Here is a 20,191-nt window from a genome sequence, read left to right as displayed (position 1 = left end):
TCGTTGGGTCGCTGAGAATTATTGCGCCTCGCGCGCCACCTCGCGCCAGCCGATGTCGCGGCGGCAGAAGCCGCTTGCGAAATCGAGCTTGTCGACCGCCGCATAGGCGCGCGCCTGCGCCTCGGCGACGCTTTTGCCCGTTGCCGTCACATTGAGCACGCGCCCGCCCGCCGCGACGATCGCGCCGTCGGCGCGCGCGGTGCCGGCATGAAAGACGCGCACGCCCCCCGCTTCGGCCGCGGCGATGTTGCGGATCGCGCCGCCCTTTTCGGGGGTGCCGGGATAGCCGTTCGCCGCCATCACGACGGTCAGCGCATAATCGTGCGAAAAGGCGGGCGGCTCGGCATTCGCAAGGCTGCCCGTTGCGGCTGCATGGAGCAGCGCGGCGAAATCGCCCTTGAAGCGCATCATCAGCACCTGGCATTCGGGATCGCCGAAGCGGCAATTATATTCGATGAGCTTTGGCCCCGCATCGGTGAGCATCAGCCCCGCGAACAGCACGCCGACATATGGCGTGCCTTCGGCGGCGAGCGTTGCCACCGTCGGGCGGACGATGCGGTCCATCACCTGCGCCTCGAGCGCGGCGGTCAGAACCGGCGCGGGGCTGTACGCGCCCATGCCGCCGGTATTGGGGCCGGTGTCGCCGTCGCCGACGCGCTTGTGGTCCTGCGCGCTGCCAAAGGCGATGACGTCGGCGCCGTCGGAGAGCGCGAAGAAGCTCGCTTCCTCGCCGGTCATGAATTCCTCGATCACCAGCTCGGCCCCTGCGCCGCCGAACGCGCCGTCGAACATGTCGGCGATCGCCGCCTCGGCTTCGGCGCGCGTTTCGGCGATGATCACGCCCTTGCCCGCGGCGAGACCGTCGGCCTTGATGACGACGGGAATGTCGAAGCCATCGAGCGCGGCGAGCGCCTCGTCGGCGGAGGTGCAGCGGACATAGGCGGCGGTCGGGATGCCGGCGCGCGCGCACAGATCCTTGGTAAAGCCTTTCGATCCCTCGAGCTGCGCCGCTGCGGCGCCGGGGCCGAAGGTCGCGACGCCCAGCTCGCGCAGCCGGTCGGCGAGCCCCGCGACGAGCGGCGCTTCGGGGCCGACGACGACGAATTCGATGGCGTGCGCGCGCACCAGCGCGACCAGCGCGTCGACGTCGTCGGCGGCGACGGGAAGGCATTCGGCGTGGAGCTCGACCCCCGGATTGCCGGGCGCGGCATAGAGCTTGTCGCAGCTCGGCGATTGCGCGAGCTGCCACGCCAGTGCATGTTCGCGGCCCCCCGAGCCCACAAGCAGGATATTCATGTCAGTCCCTTTTCCCGATACGGCCTCCGACACGGACACCGCCGCGCGGCTGTTAGCCGAGGATGCGCCTGGCGACAATGCGCCAGCCCTGTCGGTCAGCCAATTGTCGGCGGCGATCAAGCGTACCGTAGAGGATGGCTTCGCGCGCGTGCGCGTGCGCGGCGAGCTGTCGGGGGCGAAGCGTGCGGCGTCGGGGCATTTCTATGCTGCGCTCAAGGACGATAATGCGCTGATCGACATGGTGATGTGGAAGGGGCAGGCGAGCCGCCTCGCCTTCCGCCCCGAGGACGGGATCGAGGTGATCGCCACGGGCAAGCTCACCACCTATCCGGGGCGCTCCAAATATCAGCTCGTCGTCGACAGCCTCGAGGTCGCGGGCGAGGGCGCGCTGATGCTGCTGTTCGAAAAGCTCAAGGCGCGGCTCGGCGCCGAGGGGCTGTTCGACCAGGGGCGCAAGCAGCCGCTTCCCTATCTGCCGCGCACCATCGGCGTCGTCACCTCGCCGACCGGCGCGGTGATCCGCGACATCCTCCACCGCCTCGCCGACCGCTGCCCGACGCATGTGATCGTCTGGCCGGTGCTCGTGCAGGGCGAGGGCGCGGCGGCGCAGGTTGCGAACGCCGTGCGCGGTTTCGACGCGCTGGCGCCCGGCGGCCCGGTGCCGCGCCCCGACCTCGTCATCGTCGCGCGCGGCGGCGGGTCGATCGAGGATCTGTGGGCGTTCAACGAAGAGGTGGTCGTGCGCGCGATCGCCGACTGCCGCATCCCGACGATCAGCGCGGTCGGGCACGAAACCGACGTCACGCTCGCCGACTATGCCGCCGACCGCCGCGCGCCGACGCCGACCGCCGCGGCCGAGATGGCGGTGCCGGTGCGCGCCGAACTGCAGGCGCAGCTGGCGACGTGGAACGGGCGGATCATCGGCGCGGCGAACCGCCACCAGGCGCTCGGCGCCGAACGGCTTGCCGCGCTCGCGCGCCACCTGCCCAGGCGCGAGGCGCTTTATGCGCCGCAGCGCCAGCGGCTCGACGATGCGCACGGGCGGCTCGACCGCTGCCAGCAGCACCGCGTCGCGGTGGCGGCCGAGCGGCTCGCGACGCGCGGCGCGGCGCTGCGCCCGTCGCTGCTCGCGCGCGGCTGGGACCGCGACCGGGCGAAGCTCGAGGGGCTGGCACGGCTGCTCGTCTCGCTCGACCCGCGTGCGCTGCTTGCGCGCGGCTATGCGATGGTGCGCGATTCGGCGGGGGCGATCGTGACGACCGCGGCGGGGGCGAGGGCTGCGGGAACGCTGCGGCTGCAATTCGCCGACGGCGAGGTCGCGGCCGAGGTCGGTGGGGGCGCGGTTCCTGCACCCGGGCCGGCGCCGCAATCGGCACCGAAAGCTGCGCGCAAGCCTCCCGCAGCGCCGGGGCGCGGGCAGGGCGAGCTGTTCTGACGGCGGAAGGGGTGGCCGCGGCGCGCATCGCTGCTATAGTTGCGGCAATGACCTCTACCCGAACGGATTTCGACCGATGCTGATCGCCAGCCGCAACCGCCTCGCCCGCCTCCATTATGGCCCCAACGGCTTTCGCGTGCTGTCGCCGGGCGACCATGTGCTCTGCGCGGTGAGCGGTGCGCCGATCGGGCTTGACGAGCTGCGCTATTGGTCGGTCGCGCGGCAGGAACCCTATGCGAGTGCCGCCATTTCGGTGCAGGCGGCGCTCGACGCCAAGGAATGACGCGCGCCGCGCGGACCGCGCTTTTCTGGACCGCGCTGCCGCTGCTGGTCGCGGGCTGCGTCCCGCCGCCGGGCGAGCCGGCGCCGCAACCGACCGCTTCGCCCCAGCCCGCCCCTGCCGAGGCGCCGCGCCCAGCGCCGGCGCCCGCGCCCCCCGTGCCCGAGGGGCCGCGTGATTTCGAACTGCAGGGCAGCGCCGTCCAGGGCGGCTCAATGCTCGGCCGCGCGCCCGGCGGCACGCGCGCGCTGACCTTCGACGGCGAGGCGGTGCCGCTCGGCGGCGACGGGCGCTTCTTCATCGCTTTCGATCGCGACGCGCCGACGACCGCGCGGCTCGCCGCGACGCTCGCCGACGGGCGGACGGTCGAGCGAACGCTGATGGTCGCGCCGGGAATTTGGCGGATCGAGCATATCAACGCGCCGTATCGCGGCAGCGCGTCGAGCGACGCCGACTTCCGCCGCCGCCGCCCCGCCGAACTTGAACAGATCGCCGTGGCGCGCGCCATCGCGGCCGATGCGGAGGGGTGGCGGCAGCGCTTCATCTGGCCCGTGCAGGGGCGTTTGTCGGGCTTCTTCGGGTCGCAGCGCGTCTATCAGGGCAAGCCCGGCAGCTATCATGGCGGCACCGACGTCGCCGTGCCGCGCGGCACGCCCTTCGTCGCGCCCGCCGACGGCGTCGTGGTGCTCGCCGCGCACCAGCCCTTCACGCTCGAGGGCAGGCTCCTCATTGTCGATCATGGCATGGGATTGAACAGCGCCTTCCTCCACTGCGACACTCTCGACGTCGCAGTGGGCGAGCGCGTCGTGCAGGGGCAGAGGCTGGGCACCGTGGGGTCGACCGGGCGCGCGACGGGGCCGCATCTCCACTGGGGAATCAAGTGGCGCGACGCGCGGCTCGACCCCGGCACGCTGGCCGGCCCGATGGTACGATGATGGACGAAAACAAGGTCCGGAATTCGTAACCAATGTAACAAAATGTCGCAGATGCGCCGCTACGAAAGCATAGAATTTCGCGGATTCTCAGGCATGTTGCAAATACGTCACAATCGCCGACGAAACCGAATGGCGCGCCGGGATTTTCCTTTACTCGGCCCAGCATAGCGGTCATCCCGCACGCTATCGGGGTGTCTGTGGGCGGCAATTATTGCCGTTCTGCGACAGGGGCCCGGGTATCTTGAAACACTCAGTAGCAAGGGACTGCACTGTGAAGAAAACCCAATTTTCGATGCTGAAACTGAGCGCCGCTCCCATTGTCTTGGGCGCCGCTCTGCTTTCGGCTCCCGCCTATGCGCAAGGGGCTCCGGCCGATGACGAAGCGTCGAACGATGACGCTATTATCGTCGTGACCGGCTCGATTCTGCGCCGGACCAACACCGAAACCGCCTCGCCGGTTACCGTGCTCAGCGCGCAGACGCTCGAAGAACGCGGTCTCAACACCGTTTCGGAAGCGGTGCAGCGCCTGTCGGCCAACGGCGCCGGCACGATCACTCAGGGCTGGAACACCGGCTTCAACTTCGCCAGCGGCGCGAACGCCCCGGCGCTTCGCGGCCTGACCGTCCAGTCGACGCTTTCGATCTCCGACGGCCTGCGCATGGCGCCCTATCCGCTCGCGGATGACGGCCAGCGTAACTTCGTCGACCTCAACACCATCCCCGACGCTGTCGTCGAGCGCATCGAAGTGCTGCGCGACGGTGCGTCGTCGACCTATGGTGCCGATGCGATCGCGGGCGTTATCAACGTCATCACCAAGAAGGAAATCCAGGGCCTCCACCTTGGTGGCTCGCTCGGCATCTCGCAGAAGGGTGATGCCGGCGAACAGCGCATCGACGCGACCTGGGGCTATGGCGACCTCGCCAACGACGGGTTCAACTTCTACGTCAGCGGCGAATATCGTCGCCAGGACGCGCTTTATGCGCGTGATCGCGGCTATCCGTTCAACAACAAGGACTGGACTTCGATCTGCGGCGCCAGCGGCAGCTGTATGTCGAACCAGAACTGGAATGGCTTCACTCCCGAAAATGGTCTCTTTAACGGCCTGATCAGCATTCCTGGCGTTACCCTCGTCCGTCCGGTTTCGGCGACCAACCCCAACACGGGCGCTGGCCGTTTTGAATTCCTGAATCCGGCGGCCGGCTGCCGCGGATACAAGATGCACCAGAACATTGGCACCTCGGCGACGGCGCCGCTTGCGGGGGTCTGCGAGATCAACTGGCAGGGTGATCACATCATGCTGCAGCCGGAGATCGAGCGTCAGGGGCTGACCGCGCGCTTTACCGCCAATGTCGGCGATCGCGCACAGGTCTATGCAATTGCCAACTATTATAACACCAAGACGCATGCGACCTTCACTCCGCTGGGTCTGAACGGCACGCCCACGTCGCCGAACAACGGTGCTGCCGCATATAATGTGATGCTGCCCGTCTATGTCTGCGCCAACGGTGTGGGGACGCTGTCGGGCCAGAACACGGGCTGTACGGCGGCCAATGGCACGTTGAACCCGTATAACCCTTATGCTGCGTCGGGACAGACGGCACAGGCGTTCGTGCGTTCGACGCGTGACCGTACGGTCGATACGAGCTCGCGCTCGCTGCGCGGTGTTCTCGGCATCGAAGGTAGCTTCGGCGACGATTGGCGCTATTCGGCCAACTTTACTGCCTCCGAAGTTCGTCTGAAGCGCACCCAGGCAAATTACTTCATTCCGCAGCGCATCATGGACGTTGTCGCACGCGGCACGCTCAATCTGAACGACCTTGAAGCCAATTCGCAGGAAATCTGGGATTATATTGCTCCGGTCAACACGACCACCTCGGTGTCGGAGCTGTGGCAGTTCCAGGCGACGTTGGCCAAGGATCTGTTCCAGCTTCCGGGCGGTCCGCTCCAGGCGGCGGTCGGTGTGTCGTACCGCGACGAATCGATCGACGCGCCGAGCGCCAACCCCGGCACGCTGGGCAACCAGTATGATCGCTATTACAGCATCAATGCCGTCGGTACGGCGGGTAGCCGCGATGTGAAATCGGCGTTCTTCGAACTGAGCGCGCCAGTCATCGAGCAGATCGAGCTGACCGCTTCGGGTCGTTACGACGATTATTCGACGGGTCAGTCGAACTTCTCGCCGAAGCTTGGCGTCAAGTTCACGCCGATCCCGCAGGTTGCGGTTCGCGGTACCTTCTCGAAGGGCTTCCGTATCCCGAGCTTCAACGAATCCTTCGGTCTTCCGACCACCGGCTTCGTGACGCGTACGGTCAACTGCACCACCTTTGCGGCGTTCTGCGCAGCGCACGGCAACAACGCCTACGCGACGCAGAGCTATTCGCTGGGTCTGACGCAGGTCGGCAATCCGGACCTCGATCCTGAAAAGTCGACGGCTTTCACCGCCGGCATTATCGTCGAGCCCATCCGCAATGTCAGCCTGACGGTCGATTTCTGGCACATCAAGGTCAACGACCTCATCACCGGCGTGACCTCGACGGCAGCGGCTGAAGCGGCCTATTATTCGAACAACGGCGTCGTGAACATCCCGGGCATAACCGTGCTTCCGGGCCAGCCGGACCCCGCATTCCCGAATGCGCTTCCGCTGCTCGGCTTCATCCAGTCGTCGTACACCAACCAGGACTCGCAGGTCGTCAGCGGCCTCGACTTCGGTGCCAACCTCAGCCTGCCGATCGGCAGCAACCTGACGTGGCGCAGCAACTTCGACGCGTCGTACATGATCAAATATGAACTGACGACCGACGCTGGTGACAAGCTGCGCTATGATGGCACGCTCAGCCCCTGCAACATCACGTCCTGCTCGGGTTCGCCCAAGTGGCGCGCGTCGTGGCAGAACACGCTGGCTTTCGGCGACACCACGCTCAGCCTGACGGCCTATTACACCAAGGGCTATGACACGGCGTCGATCGACTTCGGCGGCATCAAGGGCGATTGCCAGTTCAACGCTGACAATGGCGTCTCGACGCACAGCTATGTCGATGGCAGCCCGGTCAACTGCAAGACCAAGGATATCTGGAACGTCGACTTCACGGCGAGCCAGAAGATCGGTGACAAGTTCACCATCTATGCAAACGTCCTGAACGTATTCGGCATCAAGCCGCCGTTCGATCCCGACGCTGCCTATGGCATCTTCGGCTTCAACCCGGCGTGGGCCGGCCCGAACATCATGGGTCGTTACTTCCGCCTTGGTGCGAAAGTCAGCTTCTAAGACTGGCCAATATGGAATAGATGGGCGGCCCCTCGCGGGCCGCCCATTTTTTTTGGGAAGGCTGGCCGACACAGTCAGGCTGGTTATTGAAAAGAAAGGAAGTTATTGCATGATCAGAATTCTCTCCCTTGCTGCGGCCCTCGCCGCTGCACCGACGGCAGTTCATGCAAAGGCCGAAGCGCCGCAAGGTGAAAAGCCCGCCGCCGAAAAGAAAATCTGCAAGCGGGAAACCGCAACCGGTTCGATCATGGCGCGCGTGACTTGCCGTACCAAGGCCGAATGGGAAGCCATCACGGCGCAAAGCCAGGCCGACCGTGATCTTGCCAACGACGCCGCCCGTTCGCGGTCGCTCGTCGGGCAGTCGCGCTAATCAATCCGGACTGCAACGCCGTACCGGGGCGGCGTTGCCATTCCTTCACCCCGCCGCCAGCGCCAGCGCGCCGTCGCCCTCGTCGACCTTGATCGTCGACCCGTCCTTCACCTCACCCTTCAAAATCAGGTCGGCGAGCGGGTCCTGCAGATATTTCTGCACCGCGCGCTTGAGCGGCCGGGCGCCATAGACGGGATCGTAACCGACGCGGCCGAGCCACGCGCGCGCGGCATCGCTGAGGTCGAGCGTGATCTTGCGGTCGGCGAGCAGCTTCTGCACGCGCGCGACCTGAATATCGACGATCCCCGCCATATGCTGCTGCGCGAGGCGGTTGAAGAGCACGATCTCGTCGAGCCGGTTCAGGAATTCGGGGCGGAAATGGCCGCGGACGATCTCCATCACCGCGGGCTCGGCCTGCTCGACCGGCGCGTCGTCGGGGAGCGCGGCGATCGCCTGGCTGCCGAGGTTCGAGGTCAGGATGATCAGCGTGTTGGTGAAATCGACCGTACGCCCCTGCCCGTCGGTCAGCCGCCCGTCGTCGAGCACCTGGAGCAGGATGTTGAACACGTCGCCGTGTGCCTTTTCGACCTCGTCGAAGAGCACCACCTGATAGGGGCGTCGCCGCACCGCTTCGGTGAGCACGCCGCCCTCCTCATAGCCGACATAGCCCGGCGGCGCGCCGACGAGCCGCGCGACGCTGTGCTTTTCCATGAACTCGGACATGTCGATGCGCACCATCGCATGATCGTCGTCGAACAGGAATCGCGCGAGCGCCTTGGTGAGCTCGGTCTTGCCGACCCCCGTGGGGCCAAGGAAGAGGAAGCTGCCGAGCGGGCGGTTCGGGTCCTGCAGCCCGGCGCGTGCGCGGCGCACCGCGGTCGACACGGCGCGCACCGCCTCGTCCTGCCCGATCACGCGCTGGGCGAGCGTTCCTTCCATGGCGAGCAGCTTTTCGCGCTCGCCCTCCATCATCCGGTCGACGGGGATGCCGGTCCAGCGGCTGACCACCGCGGCGATGTCGTCGGCGGTCACTTCTTCGCGCAGCATCGCGTTGCCCGCGACCGCCTCGGCGTCGGCGAGCTGCTTTTCGAGCGCGGGGATGGTGCCGTAGCTGAGCTCGCCCGCGCGTCCGAGATCGCCGGCGCGCTGCGCCTGTTCGAGCGCGCCGCGCGCGGCGTCGAGCTGCTCCTTGATCTTCGCCTCGGCGTGGATCTTGTCCTTTTCGGCCTGCCATTTTTGCGTGAGTTCGGCCGACTGCTGTTCGAGGTTGGCGAGTTCGGCGCGCAGCGCGGCGAGGCGATCCTTCGATGCCGCGTCGCTTTCCTTGCCGAGCGCCGATTCCTCGATCTTCATCTGGATGATCCGCCGGTCGAGGCTTTCGATCTCGTCGGGCTTCGATTCGACTTCCATGCGGATACGGCTTGCGGCCTCGTCCATCAGGTCGATCGCCTTGTCGGGCAGGAAGCGGTCGGAAATATAGCGGTTCGACAGCGTCGCCGCGGCGACGATCGCGCCGTCGGTGATCCGCACGCCGTGGTGCAGTTCATATTTTTCCTTGAGCCCGCGCAGGATCGAGATCGAATCCTCGACGGTCGGCTCGCCGACGAACACCGGCTGAAAACGCCGCTGGAGTGCCGGGTCCTTTTCGACATGCTTGCGATATTCGTCGAGCGTCGTCGCACCGATGCAGTGCAGTTCGCCGCGCGCCAGGGCCGGCTTCAAAAGGTTCGACGCGTCCATCGCGCCTTCGGACTTCCCCGCGCCGACGAGCGTGTGCATCTCGTCGATAAACAGGATGATCTCGCCCTCCGCCGACTTCACTTCGTCGAGCACGCTTTTCAGCCGCTCCTCGAACTCGCCGCGATATTTGGCGCCCGCGATCAGCGACCCCATGTCGAGCGACAGCAGGCGGCGATCCTTCAAGCTGTCGGGGACGTCGCCATTGGCGATGCGCAGCGCGAGCCCTTCGGCGATCGCGGTCTTGCCGACGCCGGGCTCGCCGATGAGCACGGGGTTGTTCTTGGTGCGCCGTGCGAGGATCTGGACGGTGCGGCGGATTTCCTCGTCGCGGCCGATCACGGGGTCGAGCTTGCCCTCGCGCGCGACGTCGGTGAGGTCGCGGGCATATTTCTTGAGCGCTTCATAGCTGTCCTCGGCGCCCGCGGTGTCGGCGGTGCGCCCGCCGCGCAGCGCGTTGATCGCTTCGTTCAGTGCCTCGGCTCGTATGCCGGCATCGGCGAAGGCCTTGCCGACCGGGCTCGACGCGGCGAGCGCCATCGCGAGCAGCAGCCGCTCGACCGTGACATAGCCGTCGCCCGCCTTGGTCGCGACCTGTTCGGCCTGGTCGAGCAGCCGCACCGCATCATTGTCGAGCCCCGGCGTCGCCTGCGCGCCCGATCCCGATACGGCGGGCACTTTCGCCAGCAGCGCGTCGATGCCTGCCACTGCGCGCGCCGCGTCGCCGCCGGCGCGCTGGATCAGGCCGGCGGCCATGCCTTCCTTGTCCTCGAGCAGCGCTTTCGCAATATGTTCGGGGCTGATCCGCTGGTGGTTCATGCGGATCGCGATCGTCTGCGCGGCCTGCAGGAATCCCTTGGCGCGGTCGGTGAATTTCTCGAGGTTCATGCGGTCTAAGCCCCTTTCGTCCCTCGCAAGATAGTGTTGCCATTTTACAACACAAGAGGGGCTGGCACGCCTCGTCGCGTGCGGCAATCGGGCGGGCCGTTGTCGCCGTCCGACGGGTCGTCCGCGGGCCGCCCTTGCTGCCGCAACCGCGCTTCCCTTTCGGCGGCACAGGCTCTAGAGGCTTGGCAATATGGCCGAAGACACTTTGTCCCATTTTCGCATGCGCATCCGCCGCGACACGAGCGCCGTCGCCGACTGGCTGCGCGAGATGTGGACGCGGCGCTGGTTCCGCTGGCTCGGCTATCTGGCGCTCGCCGGGCTCGCGGGGCTGCTGCTGATCTGGGCGGTTTTCGCGCGCGACCTGCCGTCGGTCGACCAGTTGCGCGACTATGAGCCGCCGCTGCCGACGATGGTGCGCGATGCCGAGGGCAAGCCCGTCCACAGCTATGCGCGCGAGCGGCGCGTCCAGCTTGCGTACAGTGAATATCCGCCGCTGCTCGTCCGCGCCTTCCTCGCTGCCGAGGACAAGACCTTTTTCGAACATGGCGGGATCGACTATCCGGGCATTGCGTCCGCGATCGTCACCAATTTGACCAACAGCGGACGCCCGGTCGGCGCATCGACGATCACGCAGCAGGTCGCGAAGAACCTGCTGCTGACCAACGAGCTCAGCTATCGCCGCAAGATTCGCGAGGCGATCCTTGCGATGCGGATCGAGGATGCGCTGACCAAGGAGCAGATTCTCGAGCTCTACCTCAACGAAATCCCGCTCGGACGCCGTGCCTTCGGCGTCCAGGCGGCGGCGCGCGCCTATTTCGACAAGGATGTCGACGAGCTCGACCTTCACGAAATGGCGTTCCTCGCGATCCTGCCCAAAGCGCCCGAGCGCTACGGTCGCGCGCGGTTCGAAGACGATGCGGTCGCGCGGCGCAATTTCGTGCTCGGATCGATGGAGAATAATGGCTGGATTACCGCCGCGCAGCGCGACGCCGCGCGCGCGATGCCGCTCGGCCTCAGCGAGAGCGGCAACCGCGCGGTCGCGCAGGTCGGCGGCTATTACATGGAAGAGGTGCGGCGCCAGCTGATCGCAGAGTTCGGCGAAACCGCCGAGGACGGCCCGCTCAGCGTCTATGCCGGCGGGCTGTGGGTGCGCACGCCCTATGATACCAAGATGCAGGACGCGACGACGCGCGCGCTGCGCCGCGGCCTCATCCGTTATGACGCGGGCAAGGGCTGGTCGGGGCCGATCGCGACGATCGAGGCCGACGACCAATGGGCGAGCCGCCTTGCTTCGAGCTTTATCGGCATCGACTATGACGGGTGGCGGATCGCTGCGGTAGTCTCCAAATCGGCGGGCGAGGCGCGCATCGGCTTTTCGAACGGTGAGACGGGGCGCCTCCCCGCGAGCGCCGCGTCGATGCGCTATCGCAAGACAGGCGGGAGCGCGTTCGACGCGCTGCGCCCCGGCGACCTGATCGCCGTGAAGGCGACCGGCGGCGGCAGCTATGCACTCAAGAATATTCCCGAGGTGTCGGGCGGCATGGTGGTCGAAAGCCCCCATTCGGGCCGCATCTATGCGATGCAGGGCGGGTTCGACGTGCGCCTGTCGCCGTTCAACCGCGCGACGCAGGCCGAGCGCCAGCCGGGCTCGACGATCAAGCCCTTTGTTTACGCCGCCGCGCTCGACAACGGCATGACCCCCGCGACGATGATCGTCGACGGCAGCTTCTGTGTCTATCAGGGCGCGCGCTTCGGCAACAAATGCTTCCGCAACTTCGGCGGTGCGGGCGGCAGCGGCGAACATACGATGCGCTGGGGCCTCGAACAGTCGCGCAACCTGATGACGGTGCGCGCGGCGAGCCAGATCGGCATGGAGCCGGTCGTCGAAACGATCAGGACGATGGGGATCGGCGAGCACGAACCCTATTTGTCGACCGCGCTCGGCGCCGGATCGACGACGGTGGAGAAAATCACCAACGCCTATGCGATGCTCGCGAACCACGGCCGCGAACTCAAGCCGCGGGTGATCGACTATGCGCAGGACCGGCGCGGCAAGGTGATCTTCCCGCGCAACTGGCGCGCGTGCGACGGCTGCAACATGAAGGATTGGGACGGCAAGCCGATGCCGCGCTTTGCGCCGTCGGGCGAGCAGCTGATGGACCCGATGACCGCCTATCAGGTCGTTCACATGCTCGAGGGCGTGGTCCAGCGCGGAACCGCAGTGCGGCTGCGCGACCTCGGCATCCCGCTCTTCGGCAAGACGGGGACGACCTCGGGGCCCAACGACGTCTGGTTCGTCGGCGGCACGCCCGACGTGATCGCGGGCGTCTATATCGGTTTCGACCAGCCGCGCAGCATGGGCGGCTATGCGCAGGGCGGCAGCCTCGCCGCGCCGATCTTCAAGGACTTCGCGCTCGTCGCGCTCGCCGACCGCCAGCCGATTCCCTTCGCCGCGCCCAAGGGCGTGCGCATGGTGCGCATCGATCGCCGGTCGGGGCGCCGCGTCTATGGCAGCTGGCCGACGTCGGACCCCAAGGCGTCGATTATCTGGGAGGCGTTCAAACCCGAAAGCGAACCGCGCCGCACGATTCGCGAAGAGGAGATCACGCCCGCGCGTCCCGCGCCGCGTCAGGATGCGCCGGTGCGCCAGGATTCGGGCCGCCGGACCGACAGCGAGTTTCTCGAGGATCGCGGCGGGATCATCTGACCCCCGCCGCCACCTTTCCCTGAAGCGCGCGAGCGCCTAAGGGCATGACGGATATTTTTCAGGAGCATCAGACATGCGCGCCGAAGCGCAGGATCATTTGGACAAGATTGGCGCGGCGCTCGCGCTGCTGCGGCGATTCCTCGATTGGGATCGCGCGGTGCGACGGCTCGACGAGCTCAACGCCAAGGTCGAGGACCCGACGCTGTGGGACAATCCCAAGGCAGCGCAGGAGGTGATGCGCGAACGCCGCCGCCTCGACGAGGCGATCACCGCGACCCGCGCGATCGAACAGGAAGCGGCCGACACCGCCGAGCTCATCGAGCTGGCCGAGATGGAGGGCGACGAGGCGCTCGTCGACGATGCGGTGGCAAGCCTTGCCGCGCTCGCGGCGCGCGCCGAGGAGGACAAGGTCAAGGCGCTGCTCGCGGGCGAGGCCGACGGCAACGACTGCTATGTCGAGGTTCACGCGGGCGCGGGCGGCACCGAAAGCCAGGACTGGGCCGAGATGCTCCAGCGCATGTATATGCGCTGGGCCGAAAAGCGCGGGATGAAGGTCGAACTCGTCGAATATCAGGCGGGCGAACAGGCGGGCATCAAATCGGCGACGATGCTCGTGAAGGGCGAAAACGCCTATGGCTATGCCAAGACCGAAAGCGGCGTCCACCGGCTCGTCCGCATCTCGCCCTATGACAGTTCGGCGCGGCGCCACACGAGCTTTTCGAGCGTCTGGGTCTATCCGGTCATCGACGACGACATCAATATCGAGGTCAACGAAAGCGACCTCAAGATCGATACCTATCGCGCCTCGGGCGCGGGCGGGCAGCACGTCAATACGACCGACTCGGCCGTCCGCATCACGCACGTCCCGACGGGCATCGTCGTCGCGAGCCAGAACGACCGCTCGCAGCACAAGAACCGCGCGACCGCGATGGGGATGCTCAAGGCGCGGCTCTACGAAGCCGAGCTGCAAAAGCGCGAGGCCGAGGCATCGGGCGAATATCAGGCGAAGACCGAGATCGGCTGGGGCCACCAGATCCGCTCGTACGTCCTCCAGCCCTATCAGCTGGTGAAGGATTTGCGCACCGGCGTCACATCGACCGCACCCGGCGACGTGCTCGATGGCGCGCTCGACCCGTTCATGGCGGCGGCGCTGTCGCAGAAGGTGACGGGCGAGAAGGTCGAGGTGGAGGACATCGACTGATGCGCCGCGCGGTCCTGATCGCCGCGCTCGTCGCGCTGCCGCTGCTCGGCGGGTGCGATAGCCTGTGGGAGGATGGCGGCGACCGTATCGACACCGCGCGCGAATTCCCGCCCGCCGACCGGCCCGTTGCGCCGATCACCTCGACCAAATGGTCGACCGAGGAGGCGCGCGACCGCGTCAACGAGGCCGAGGATGTGATGGACTCGGCCGATGTCCGCCCCGGCATGACCGTCGCGGACATCGGCGCGGGCGACGGCTATTATACCGTGCGCCTCGCGCCGCGCGTCGGCGCCAGCGGACGCGTGCTCGCGCAGGACATCATCCCCGAGGTCATCGACCGCCTCGCCGACCGCGTGACGCGCGAACGGCTCGACAATGTGTCGCTCAAGCTTGGCGCGGTCGACGATCCGCGGCTGCCGTCGAACAGCTTCGACCGCGTGTTCATGGTCCATATGTACCACGAGATCGAGGAACCCTATGCCTTCCTCTGGCGGCTGCGTCCCGCGCTGCGCGCCGGCGGGCAGGTGATCGTCGTCGACGGCGACCGTCCGATCGCCGAGCACGGCACCCCCTTCCGCCTGCTCGTCTGCGAGTTCGAGGCGGTGGGCTACAAGCTCGTCTCCTATGACGACAAGCAGCATGCGGGCGGCTATCTCGCGCGCTTCGTCCCCGATGGCCAAAGGCCCGAACCGGACGACATCAAGGTGTGCAAGAACCCCTGAACGATTGATCCTCGCTGTCGCGAAGCGATGGGAGGGGGACCGCGCGCGAAGCGGTAGTGGAGGGGCCGCGACGCGGCGCCATTAAGCCCCTCCGTCAGCGCTGCGCGCTGCCGCCTCCCCCTGCCTTCGGCACGGAGAGGAGCGACTTTCAATAGACGATCAGCCGTTCGTCCGGCGTGATACCCGCAAACAGGCTCACCAGCCCGCCCGCCTTCACCTGCGGCGGAAGGTCGGGCGCCGTCAGTCCCGCGAGCGCCATCCCCGACTGGCAGACGACGAGTTCGACCTCCATCGCGGCGGCTTCGTCGAGCATCGCGGCAAGGTCGAGCTGCCCCGCGGCGCGGCGTGCGGCGTCGCCGTCGAACGCCAGCGGCGCGCGCAGCAGCGCCACCGCCTCGCCCTGCGCGAAAATCCGCGCCCGCCGCCCGAGCGCCGCCCACGCCATCGCAGCCTCAAGCGCGGCATAGAGCCGTGCGCTGTCGGCGCTTGCGACGATGATCGTCAGCCGTTGCATGCGGGGCACCCGGGGTCTTTCGCGACGGCAATTTCGCGCCAGCGCCGTTCGAGCATGTCGACAATCGCCAGACGGCCGGTGAGCGCGCGGCCCCAGCCGGTCAGCGCGCGCACCGCTTCGAGCGCCGCCATCGTCCCCACCATCCCGGCGAGCGCGCCCATCACCCCCGCCTCGGCGCAATTGATGCCGGGGCGGTCGGGGTCGTCGCCGACGAGACAGGCGTAGCAGGGGCTGTCGCCGCGCCAGCCTTCGTAGAGCGCAACCTGCCCCTCGAACGCCCCGATCGCCGCCGAGAGCAGCGGAATCCGCTGCGCGACGGCGGTACGGTTGACCGCAAGCCGGGTCGCGAAATTGTCGCAGCCGTCGAGGATCAGGCTCGCCCCGGCGAGCAAGGTCGCGGCATTGTCGGGGCCCAGCCGCTCGGCCATCGAAACGGCCTCGACATGCGGGTTGATCCGCCGGGCCGCGTCGGCGGCAACGATTGCCTTCGATTGGCCGATATCGGCGTCGGTGAACAGCGGCTGGCGCTGCAGGTTGGACAGTTCGACCACGTCATTGTCGATGATCGTCAGCCTGCCGACCCCCGCAGCGGCGAGATAGGTGATCGCCGGACAGCCGATCCCGCCCGCGCCGATGACGGCGACGTGCGCCGCTTTCAGCTTCGCCTGCCCCGCTCCGCCGAACTGCGGCAGGATGATCTGGCGGGCATAGCGGTCGAGTTCGGCGTCGGAGAGCAAGGTCAGTCGTTCTGGCGGCGCGTCTTGATCGCCGACAGCGAGCCGACATTGTCGGGGATATTATCGTCCTCTGCCTCTTCCTCGGCGCTGCCGCTCGCAACACCGGTCGATCCGAAGCCGCCCGCACCGCGCACGGTCTCGTCAAGACTCTCTACTTCGGCGAAGCTGGCGCGCTGGACCGGGGCGGGAACGATCTGCGCGATCCGGTCGCCGCGCTTGATCTCGAAATTGTCGTCGGACAGGTTGGCGAGGATCACCTTCACCTCGCCGCGATAGTCGCTGTCGATCGTCCCCGGCGTGTTGAGGCAGGTGATGCCATGCTTGAGCGCGAGCCCCGATCGCGGGCGCACCTGCACCTCATAACCCGGCGGAATCGCCATCGCAAAGCCGGTCGCGACTGCGTGACGCGCGCCGGGGCGCAGCGTCAGCGTCTCGGCGGCGACGACGTCCATCCCCGCCGCGCCATCGCTTGCATAAGCGGGCAGGGGCAGGCCGCCGCCGTTGGGCAGGCGCTGGATGGCGATTTCAATCGGCTTCAATGGGTGCGCGGGTTTCGAGGGCATCGGCGATCTTTTCCATCAATTTGCGGGCGACGGCCGGCTTGGGCAGCCGATCCCAGCTTTCTACGCCCGCGTTGCTAACAATATGTACGCGGTTCGTCTCGCCCCCCATCGGGTCGGCGGCGACGTCGTTGGCGACAATCCAGTCGCATCCCTTGCGCGCAAGCTTGGCCTCGGCGTGCGCGACGACATCGTTGGTCTCGGCGGCAAAGCCGATCAGCAGCGGCGGGCGGCGGTCGCTTTTCGCGACGTTCGCCAATATGTCGGGGTTCTCGGCAAGCGCGAGCGGGGGAACCTCGCCGCTGCCGTCCTTCTTGATCTTTTGCGCGCGCGTGTCGGCGGCGCGCCAGTCGGCGACCGCGGCGACCATGATTGCGGCATCGACCGGCAGCCCCGCGGCGACCTCCCTTTCCATTTCGACCGCGGTCTCGACATCGACGCGGATCACGCCCGCGGGGGTCGGCAGCGCAACGGGGCCGGCGATCAGCAGCACTTCGGCGCCCGCTTCGGCGGCGGCGGCGGCGATGGCAAAGCCCTGCTTGCCGCTCGACCGGTTGGCGATGTAGCGCACCGGGTCGATCGGCTCGTGCGTCGGCCCCGCGGTGACGAGGATGCGGCGGCCGTGGAGCGGGCGGTGGTTCGCGGGCGCGAAATCGGGCTGGCCGGTGAGCGGCGAGGGCGCGCTGGCGAGCGCCGCCTTGATCGCGGCAAAGATCGCCTCGGGCTCGGGCAGGCGGCCGGGGCCATATTCGCCGCACGCCATCTCGCCCTCGTCGGGCTCCATCACGCTGACGCCGTCGCCTCGCAAGGTGGCGATGTTGCGCTGCGTCGCGGGGTGCAGCCACATGCGGACGTTCATCGCGGGCGCGGCCAGCACCGGCTTGTCGGTCGCGAGGAGCAGCGTCGTTGCAAGATCGTCGGCGATTCCCGCCGCCATCTTGGCCATCAGATCGGCGGTCGCGGGCGCAACGACGACCAGGTCGGCCTCGCGGCTGAGCTGGATATGCCCCATCTCGACCTCGTCCTTCAGGTCGAAGAGGCTGGTATAGACCTTGTTCTCGCTGAGCGCAGCGAGCGTCAGCGGCGTCACGAACTGCTCGCCCGCGCGCGTGAGCACGCAGCGCACGACGTGCCCCGATTTGCGAAGCAAGCGGACAAGCTCGATGCTCTTATAGGCCGCGATGCCGCCACCGATGATCAGCAATATACGCGGGGCGGGCATCGGTCGGGGTCTCCTTTCGCCCTAGTTATGCGTCCGCGCCCCCCAGTTCAAGCGAGGTGGCGTTTCGGTCAGGCGGCGGTCCGCGCGACCAGCCGGGGCGGCGCCAGCGCGCGCCACAGGGCGACAACGGCCGTTGGCGCAAAGACCAGCCCCGCAAACAGCGTCGGAACGACCAGCATCCCCCAATAATCATTGTCGACGCGGGCAAAGACCATGAAGGCCGTCGCATAGCCAAGATGGAACAACAGGCCGAAGGTGCCGAGGCGGCCGCGCCACGCGAGCCAGCCGAGAAGCGCGAGCGGGACAAGCAGCGCCGTCAGCCAATAGGGCGCGATGAATCGCAGGATCGAAGTCTTGTGAACAAAGGACAGATAATTGTTCCAACCGCCGAGCGCGAGCCATCCACCCCCGGCGCTGTCCGATGCCCGCGCGACTTCGGCAACGGCGCTTGCGTGGAGCGCCAGCCCGGCGAAAAATGCGACGCCGATTGCACTCCAGCCCAGCGCGGCGCGCCAGTTGCGATCGATCAGCGCAAACAGGCCGAACAGAGCCGCGACAGGCAGTATCGTTTCCCGAATCGCGAGCGCGGCTGCGACTATCGCCATCGCGCCCCATGGACGCTCTGGCCGGTGAATGGCGAGCGCGAGCGCGACCAGCACGCCGGCGACCACTTCGTGCATCAGCACCCATTGGCCCGACATCACCTGGCCCAGATTGACGGCGATCAGCAGGACGGCAAATCGGCCATATGGCGGAAGCGCGGGGTCGCTCGTCAGGCGGCGACGCCATGCCCAGAGCGTCGCGAGCGCGAGAAGGCTCGCGAGCGCGATGCCGGCGGGCAGGCCGATCGCCGCCAGTATCGTCGCGAGGGTCGGCAGCCGCATCACCGCAAAGGGACGGAGCGGATAGCCGTTGGCGCGATGTTCCGCAGCGGCGGCCTCATAATAGGGGGTGCCGGCTTCCATGCGCCGCACGATTTTCACATAAAGCGCGTGGTCGCCGATCATCCCTTCGGCCCGGGCGATTCGCGGCGCGTCGAGATTGGGGTTGACCGTCTTGTGCCCGCCCGCGACGCCCAGCAGCATCAGTGCGGCGAGGATCGCGAGCAGCAGGGCGGCGACCGGGCGCGGTGCGGTCGACAGCCGGTTCCACTGTTTTGCCGGGGCGAGGGGGAGGTCTATTTGCGCCATGTCAGCGCCGCCGACATGGCGAAATTCCAGATCGCGCCGACGAGGACGCCCGCAACGCCGGCGACCCACCAGCGCTCCTGCTGCCCGGCGACCCACGTGCCGATGCCGATGTTGGCGAGCGCACCGATCGCGGAAATTGCATAGAAGCTCGCCAAACCCGCGACGATAGCGCCTCCTCTCAGCTTGCGGTCGGCATAGGTGAAGCTGTTGTTGAGGAAGAAGTTGAAGGCGATGGCGGTCATCACAGCAGCAGTCTGCGCGGCGACGAAGCCGCTTCCCGCGCCGAGCACGCTGCGCAGCACCGCCAGGTGGACGAAGACGCCGAGTCCGCCGACCATCAGGAACTTGATCAGCCGGACGGGCACGAAACGTCCGATCGTCTTGTCGGCGATCAGTTCGGCATAGTCGGCGATCGCCCGCGCACCGAGCTTGCTTTCGCCTGCCTCGCGCGTGCGAAACCGATAGGGGATTTCGGCCACCTTCATCGGCTCGGGGCTCGACGCCAGAAGGTCGAGCAAGATCTTGAACCCGATGGCGGACAGCCGGGGCAATGCCCGCTCGAACGCCTCGCGGCGTATCGCGAAAAAGCCGCTCATCGGGTCGCTGACATGGGTGCCGAGCGCGAGCTGCCCGGCGCGCGTCGCGAACCGGCTCATCCGTGCCCGCCCTTCGTCCCAGTCGCCGATGCCGCCTCCCGCCATATAGCGCGTGCCGACGGCGATATCGGCGTCGCCCCCCTCGATCGCTGCGATCAGATTGGGCAGCGCGTCCTCGCTGTGCTGCAGATCGCCGTCCATCACCGCGATGATCGGCGCTGCGGTCGCGAGCATGCCTTCGACCACCGCCGACGACAGGCCGCGCCGTCCGACGCGCTGGACGATGCGGACGTGCCGCGACGTGCGGCCGATGCGGCGTACGAGATCGCTCGTGCCGTCGGCCGAATCGTCATCGACGAAGATCACTTCCCAGCCGCGCCCCGCGAGGACGAGCGACAGTCTTTCGATCAACCGCTCGACATTCGCGGCCTCGTTGAGCGTCGGCACCACGACCGCCACTTCGAGCGGCAGGCTGGACGTATCGAGAATCGCGGGGGAGGCGAGGTTGTCGTGGCGCATATTGCCTCGGTCTGCCC

The 20,191-nt window shown here is 67.3% G+C and carries 15 protein-coding genes and 1 pseudogene; 8 read left to right on the top strand and 8 right to left on the bottom strand.

From position 1 onward, the window contains the following. Nucleotides 1-18: 18 nt before the first annotated feature. Nucleotides 19-1,296 carry a phosphoribosylamine--glycine ligase gene (purD, locus tag JI743_RS10935; RefSeq protein WP_201928337.1) on the bottom strand — a complete coding sequence of 426 codons (1,278 nt, stop codon included), beginning with the start codon at nucleotides 1,294-1,296 and terminating at the stop codon, nucleotides 19-21. Here purD and xseA point away from each other — a divergent pair. From xseA to JI743_RS10910, 5 genes are all read left to right on the top strand, one after another. Beyond that, complete coding sequence (xseA, locus tag JI743_RS10930) at nucleotides 1,295-2,731, top strand: exodeoxyribonuclease VII large subunit (RefSeq protein ID WP_201928336.1); 1,437 nt, start codon at nucleotides 1,295-1,297, stop codon at nucleotides 2,729-2,731. The two genes, purD and xseA, sit on opposite strands and share 2 nt — an antisense overlap. A 76-nt stretch (nucleotides 2,732-2,807) precedes the next feature. Continuing rightward, on the top strand, nucleotides 2,808-3,014 hold the full coding sequence (locus tag JI743_RS10925; RefSeq protein WP_201928335.1) for a DUF2093 domain-containing protein: 207 nt from the start codon (nucleotides 2,808-2,810) through the stop codon (nucleotides 3,012-3,014). After that, nucleotides 3,011-3,946: a M23 family metallopeptidase gene (locus tag JI743_RS10920; protein WP_201928334.1), complete on the top strand. Its 936-nt coding sequence runs from the start codon at nucleotides 3,011-3,013 to the stop codon at nucleotides 3,944-3,946. Before JI743_RS10925 ends, JI743_RS10920 begins: the two co-directional genes overlap by 4 nt. Nucleotides 3,947-4,217: 271 nt before the next feature. Further along, the gene (locus JI743_RS10915; RefSeq protein WP_201928333.1) at nucleotides 4,218-7,211 is read left to right on the top strand and encodes a TonB-dependent receptor plug domain-containing protein; all 2,994 of its coding nucleotides are present in this window, start codon (nucleotides 4,218-4,220) and stop codon (nucleotides 7,209-7,211) included. 109 nt (nucleotides 7,212-7,320) lie between these two features. Beyond that, complete coding sequence (locus JI743_RS10910; RefSeq protein WP_201928332.1) at nucleotides 7,321-7,581, top strand: hypothetical protein; 261 nt, start codon at nucleotides 7,321-7,323, stop codon at nucleotides 7,579-7,581. Nucleotides 7,582-7,626: 45 nt separating this feature from the next. Here JI743_RS10910 and clpB read toward each other — a convergent pair whose 3' ends face one another. Beyond that, nucleotides 7,627-10,206: an ATP-dependent chaperone ClpB gene (gene clpB / locus JI743_RS10905; RefSeq protein WP_201928331.1), complete on the bottom strand. Its 2,580-nt coding sequence runs from the start codon at nucleotides 10,204-10,206 to the stop codon at nucleotides 7,627-7,629. A gap of 190 nt (nucleotides 10,207-10,396) precedes the next feature. On the opposite strand from clpB, the gene JI743_RS10900 reads away from it, so the two are divergent. From JI743_RS10900 to JI743_RS10890, 3 genes are all read left to right on the top strand, one after another. Beyond that, nucleotides 10,397-12,913, top strand: coding sequence for a penicillin-binding protein 1A (locus JI743_RS10900; protein WP_201928330.1), 2,517 nt, complete (start codon nucleotides 10,397-10,399; stop codon nucleotides 12,911-12,913). A gap of 73 nt (nucleotides 12,914-12,986) precedes the next feature. Beyond that, nucleotides 12,987-14,114 (top strand): peptide chain release factor 2, encoded by a 1,128-nt coding sequence (gene prfB, locus JI743_RS10895; protein WP_201928329.1) that lies wholly within the window; start codon nucleotides 12,987-12,989, stop codon nucleotides 14,112-14,114. Further along, nucleotides 14,114-14,836: a class I SAM-dependent methyltransferase gene (locus tag JI743_RS10890; RefSeq protein WP_201928328.1), complete on the top strand. Its 723-nt coding sequence runs from the start codon at nucleotides 14,114-14,116 to the stop codon at nucleotides 14,834-14,836. Before prfB ends, JI743_RS10890 begins: the two co-directional genes overlap by 1 nt. Nucleotides 14,837-14,984: 148 nt before the next feature. On the opposite strand, the gene JI743_RS10885 is transcribed toward JI743_RS10890, so the two are convergent. The 6 genes and pseudogenes from JI743_RS10885 to JI743_RS10860 form a co-directional block, all read right to left on the bottom strand. Beyond that, nucleotides 14,985-15,350, bottom strand: a complete 366-nt coding sequence (locus JI743_RS10885) for a DsrE family protein (protein ID WP_201928327.1) — start codon at nucleotides 15,348-15,350, stop codon at nucleotides 14,985-14,987. Further along, a complete protein-coding gene (locus tag JI743_RS10880) occupies nucleotides 15,338-16,087 on the bottom strand; it encodes a HesA/MoeB/ThiF family protein (protein WP_201928326.1) in 750 nt (249 codons plus the stop codon). Before JI743_RS10880 ends, JI743_RS10885 begins: the two co-directional genes overlap by 13 nt. Nucleotides 16,088-16,188: 101 nt before the next feature. Then, nucleotides 16,189-16,650 (bottom strand): annotated as a pseudogene (gene dut / locus JI743_RS10875) (dUTP diphosphatase); the annotation flags it as partial. Next, nucleotides 16,613-17,869 carry a bifunctional phosphopantothenoylcysteine decarboxylase/phosphopantothenate--cysteine ligase CoaBC gene (gene coaBC / locus JI743_RS10870; RefSeq protein WP_201928324.1) on the bottom strand — a complete coding sequence of 419 codons (1,257 nt, stop codon included), beginning with the start codon at nucleotides 17,867-17,869 and terminating at the stop codon, nucleotides 16,613-16,615. The gene coaBC and the pseudogene dut, both read right to left, overlap by 38 nt. 68 nt (nucleotides 17,870-17,937) lie before the next feature. Then, nucleotides 17,938-19,059, bottom strand: coding sequence for a hypothetical protein (locus JI743_RS10865; RefSeq protein ID WP_201928323.1), 1,122 nt, complete (start codon nucleotides 19,057-19,059; stop codon nucleotides 17,938-17,940). After that, complete coding sequence (locus JI743_RS10860; protein WP_201928322.1) at nucleotides 19,047-20,174, bottom strand: glycosyltransferase; 1,128 nt, start codon at nucleotides 20,172-20,174, stop codon at nucleotides 19,047-19,049. The genes JI743_RS10865 and JI743_RS10860 overlap by 13 nt, the downstream gene beginning before the upstream one ends. Nucleotides 20,175-20,191 lie beyond the last annotated feature (17 nt).

Source organism: Sphingopyxis jiangsuensis (genome assembly GCF_016734905.1).
GTDB lineage: Bacteria > Pseudomonadota > Alphaproteobacteria > Sphingomonadales > Sphingomonadaceae > Sphingopyxis > Sphingopyxis jiangsuensis.
This window is presented reverse-complemented; position numbering and strand designations above follow the sequence as displayed.

Coding starts and splice junctions, on each gene's coding strand:
- clpB (WP_201928331.1), bottom strand. CDS start 10,206: ATGAACCTCGAGAAATTCACCGACCGCGCCAAGGGATTCCTGCAGGCC.
- JI743_RS10900 (WP_201928330.1), top strand. CDS start 10,397: ATGGCCGAAGACACTTTGTCCCATTTTCGCATGCGCATCCGCCGCGAC.
- JI743_RS10865 (WP_201928323.1), bottom strand. CDS start 19,059: ATGGCGCAAATAGACCTCCCCCTCGCCCCGGCAAAACAGTGGAACCGG.
- JI743_RS10890 (WP_201928328.1), top strand. CDS start 14,114: ATGCGCCGCGCGGTCCTGATCGCCGCGCTCGTCGCGCTGCCGCTGCTC.
- JI743_RS10925 (WP_201928335.1), top strand. CDS start 2,808: ATGCTGATCGCCAGCCGCAACCGCCTCGCCCGCCTCCATTATGGCCCC.
- purD (WP_201928337.1), bottom strand. CDS start 1,296: ATGAATATCCTGCTTGTGGGCTCGGGGGGCCGCGAACATGCACTGGCG.
- JI743_RS10920 (WP_201928334.1), top strand. CDS start 3,011: ATGACGCGCGCCGCGCGGACCGCGCTTTTCTGGACCGCGCTGCCGCTG.
- xseA (WP_201928336.1), top strand. CDS start 1,295: ATGTCAGTCCCTTTTCCCGATACGGCCTCCGACACGGACACCGCCGCG.
- prfB (WP_201928329.1), top strand. CDS start 12,987: ATGCGCGCCGAAGCGCAGGATCATTTGGACAAGATTGGCGCGGCGCTC.
- JI743_RS10910 (WP_201928332.1), top strand. CDS start 7,321: ATGATCAGAATTCTCTCCCTTGCTGCGGCCCTCGCCGCTGCACCGACG.
- JI743_RS10860 (WP_201928322.1), bottom strand. CDS start 20,174: ATGCGCCACGACAACCTCGCCTCCCCCGCGATTCTCGATACGTCCAGC.
- coaBC (WP_201928324.1), bottom strand. CDS start 17,869: ATGCCCGCCCCGCGTATATTGCTGATCATCGGTGGCGGCATCGCGGCC.
- JI743_RS10885 (WP_201928327.1), bottom strand. CDS start 15,350: ATGCAACGGCTGACGATCATCGTCGCAAGCGCCGACAGCGCACGGCTC.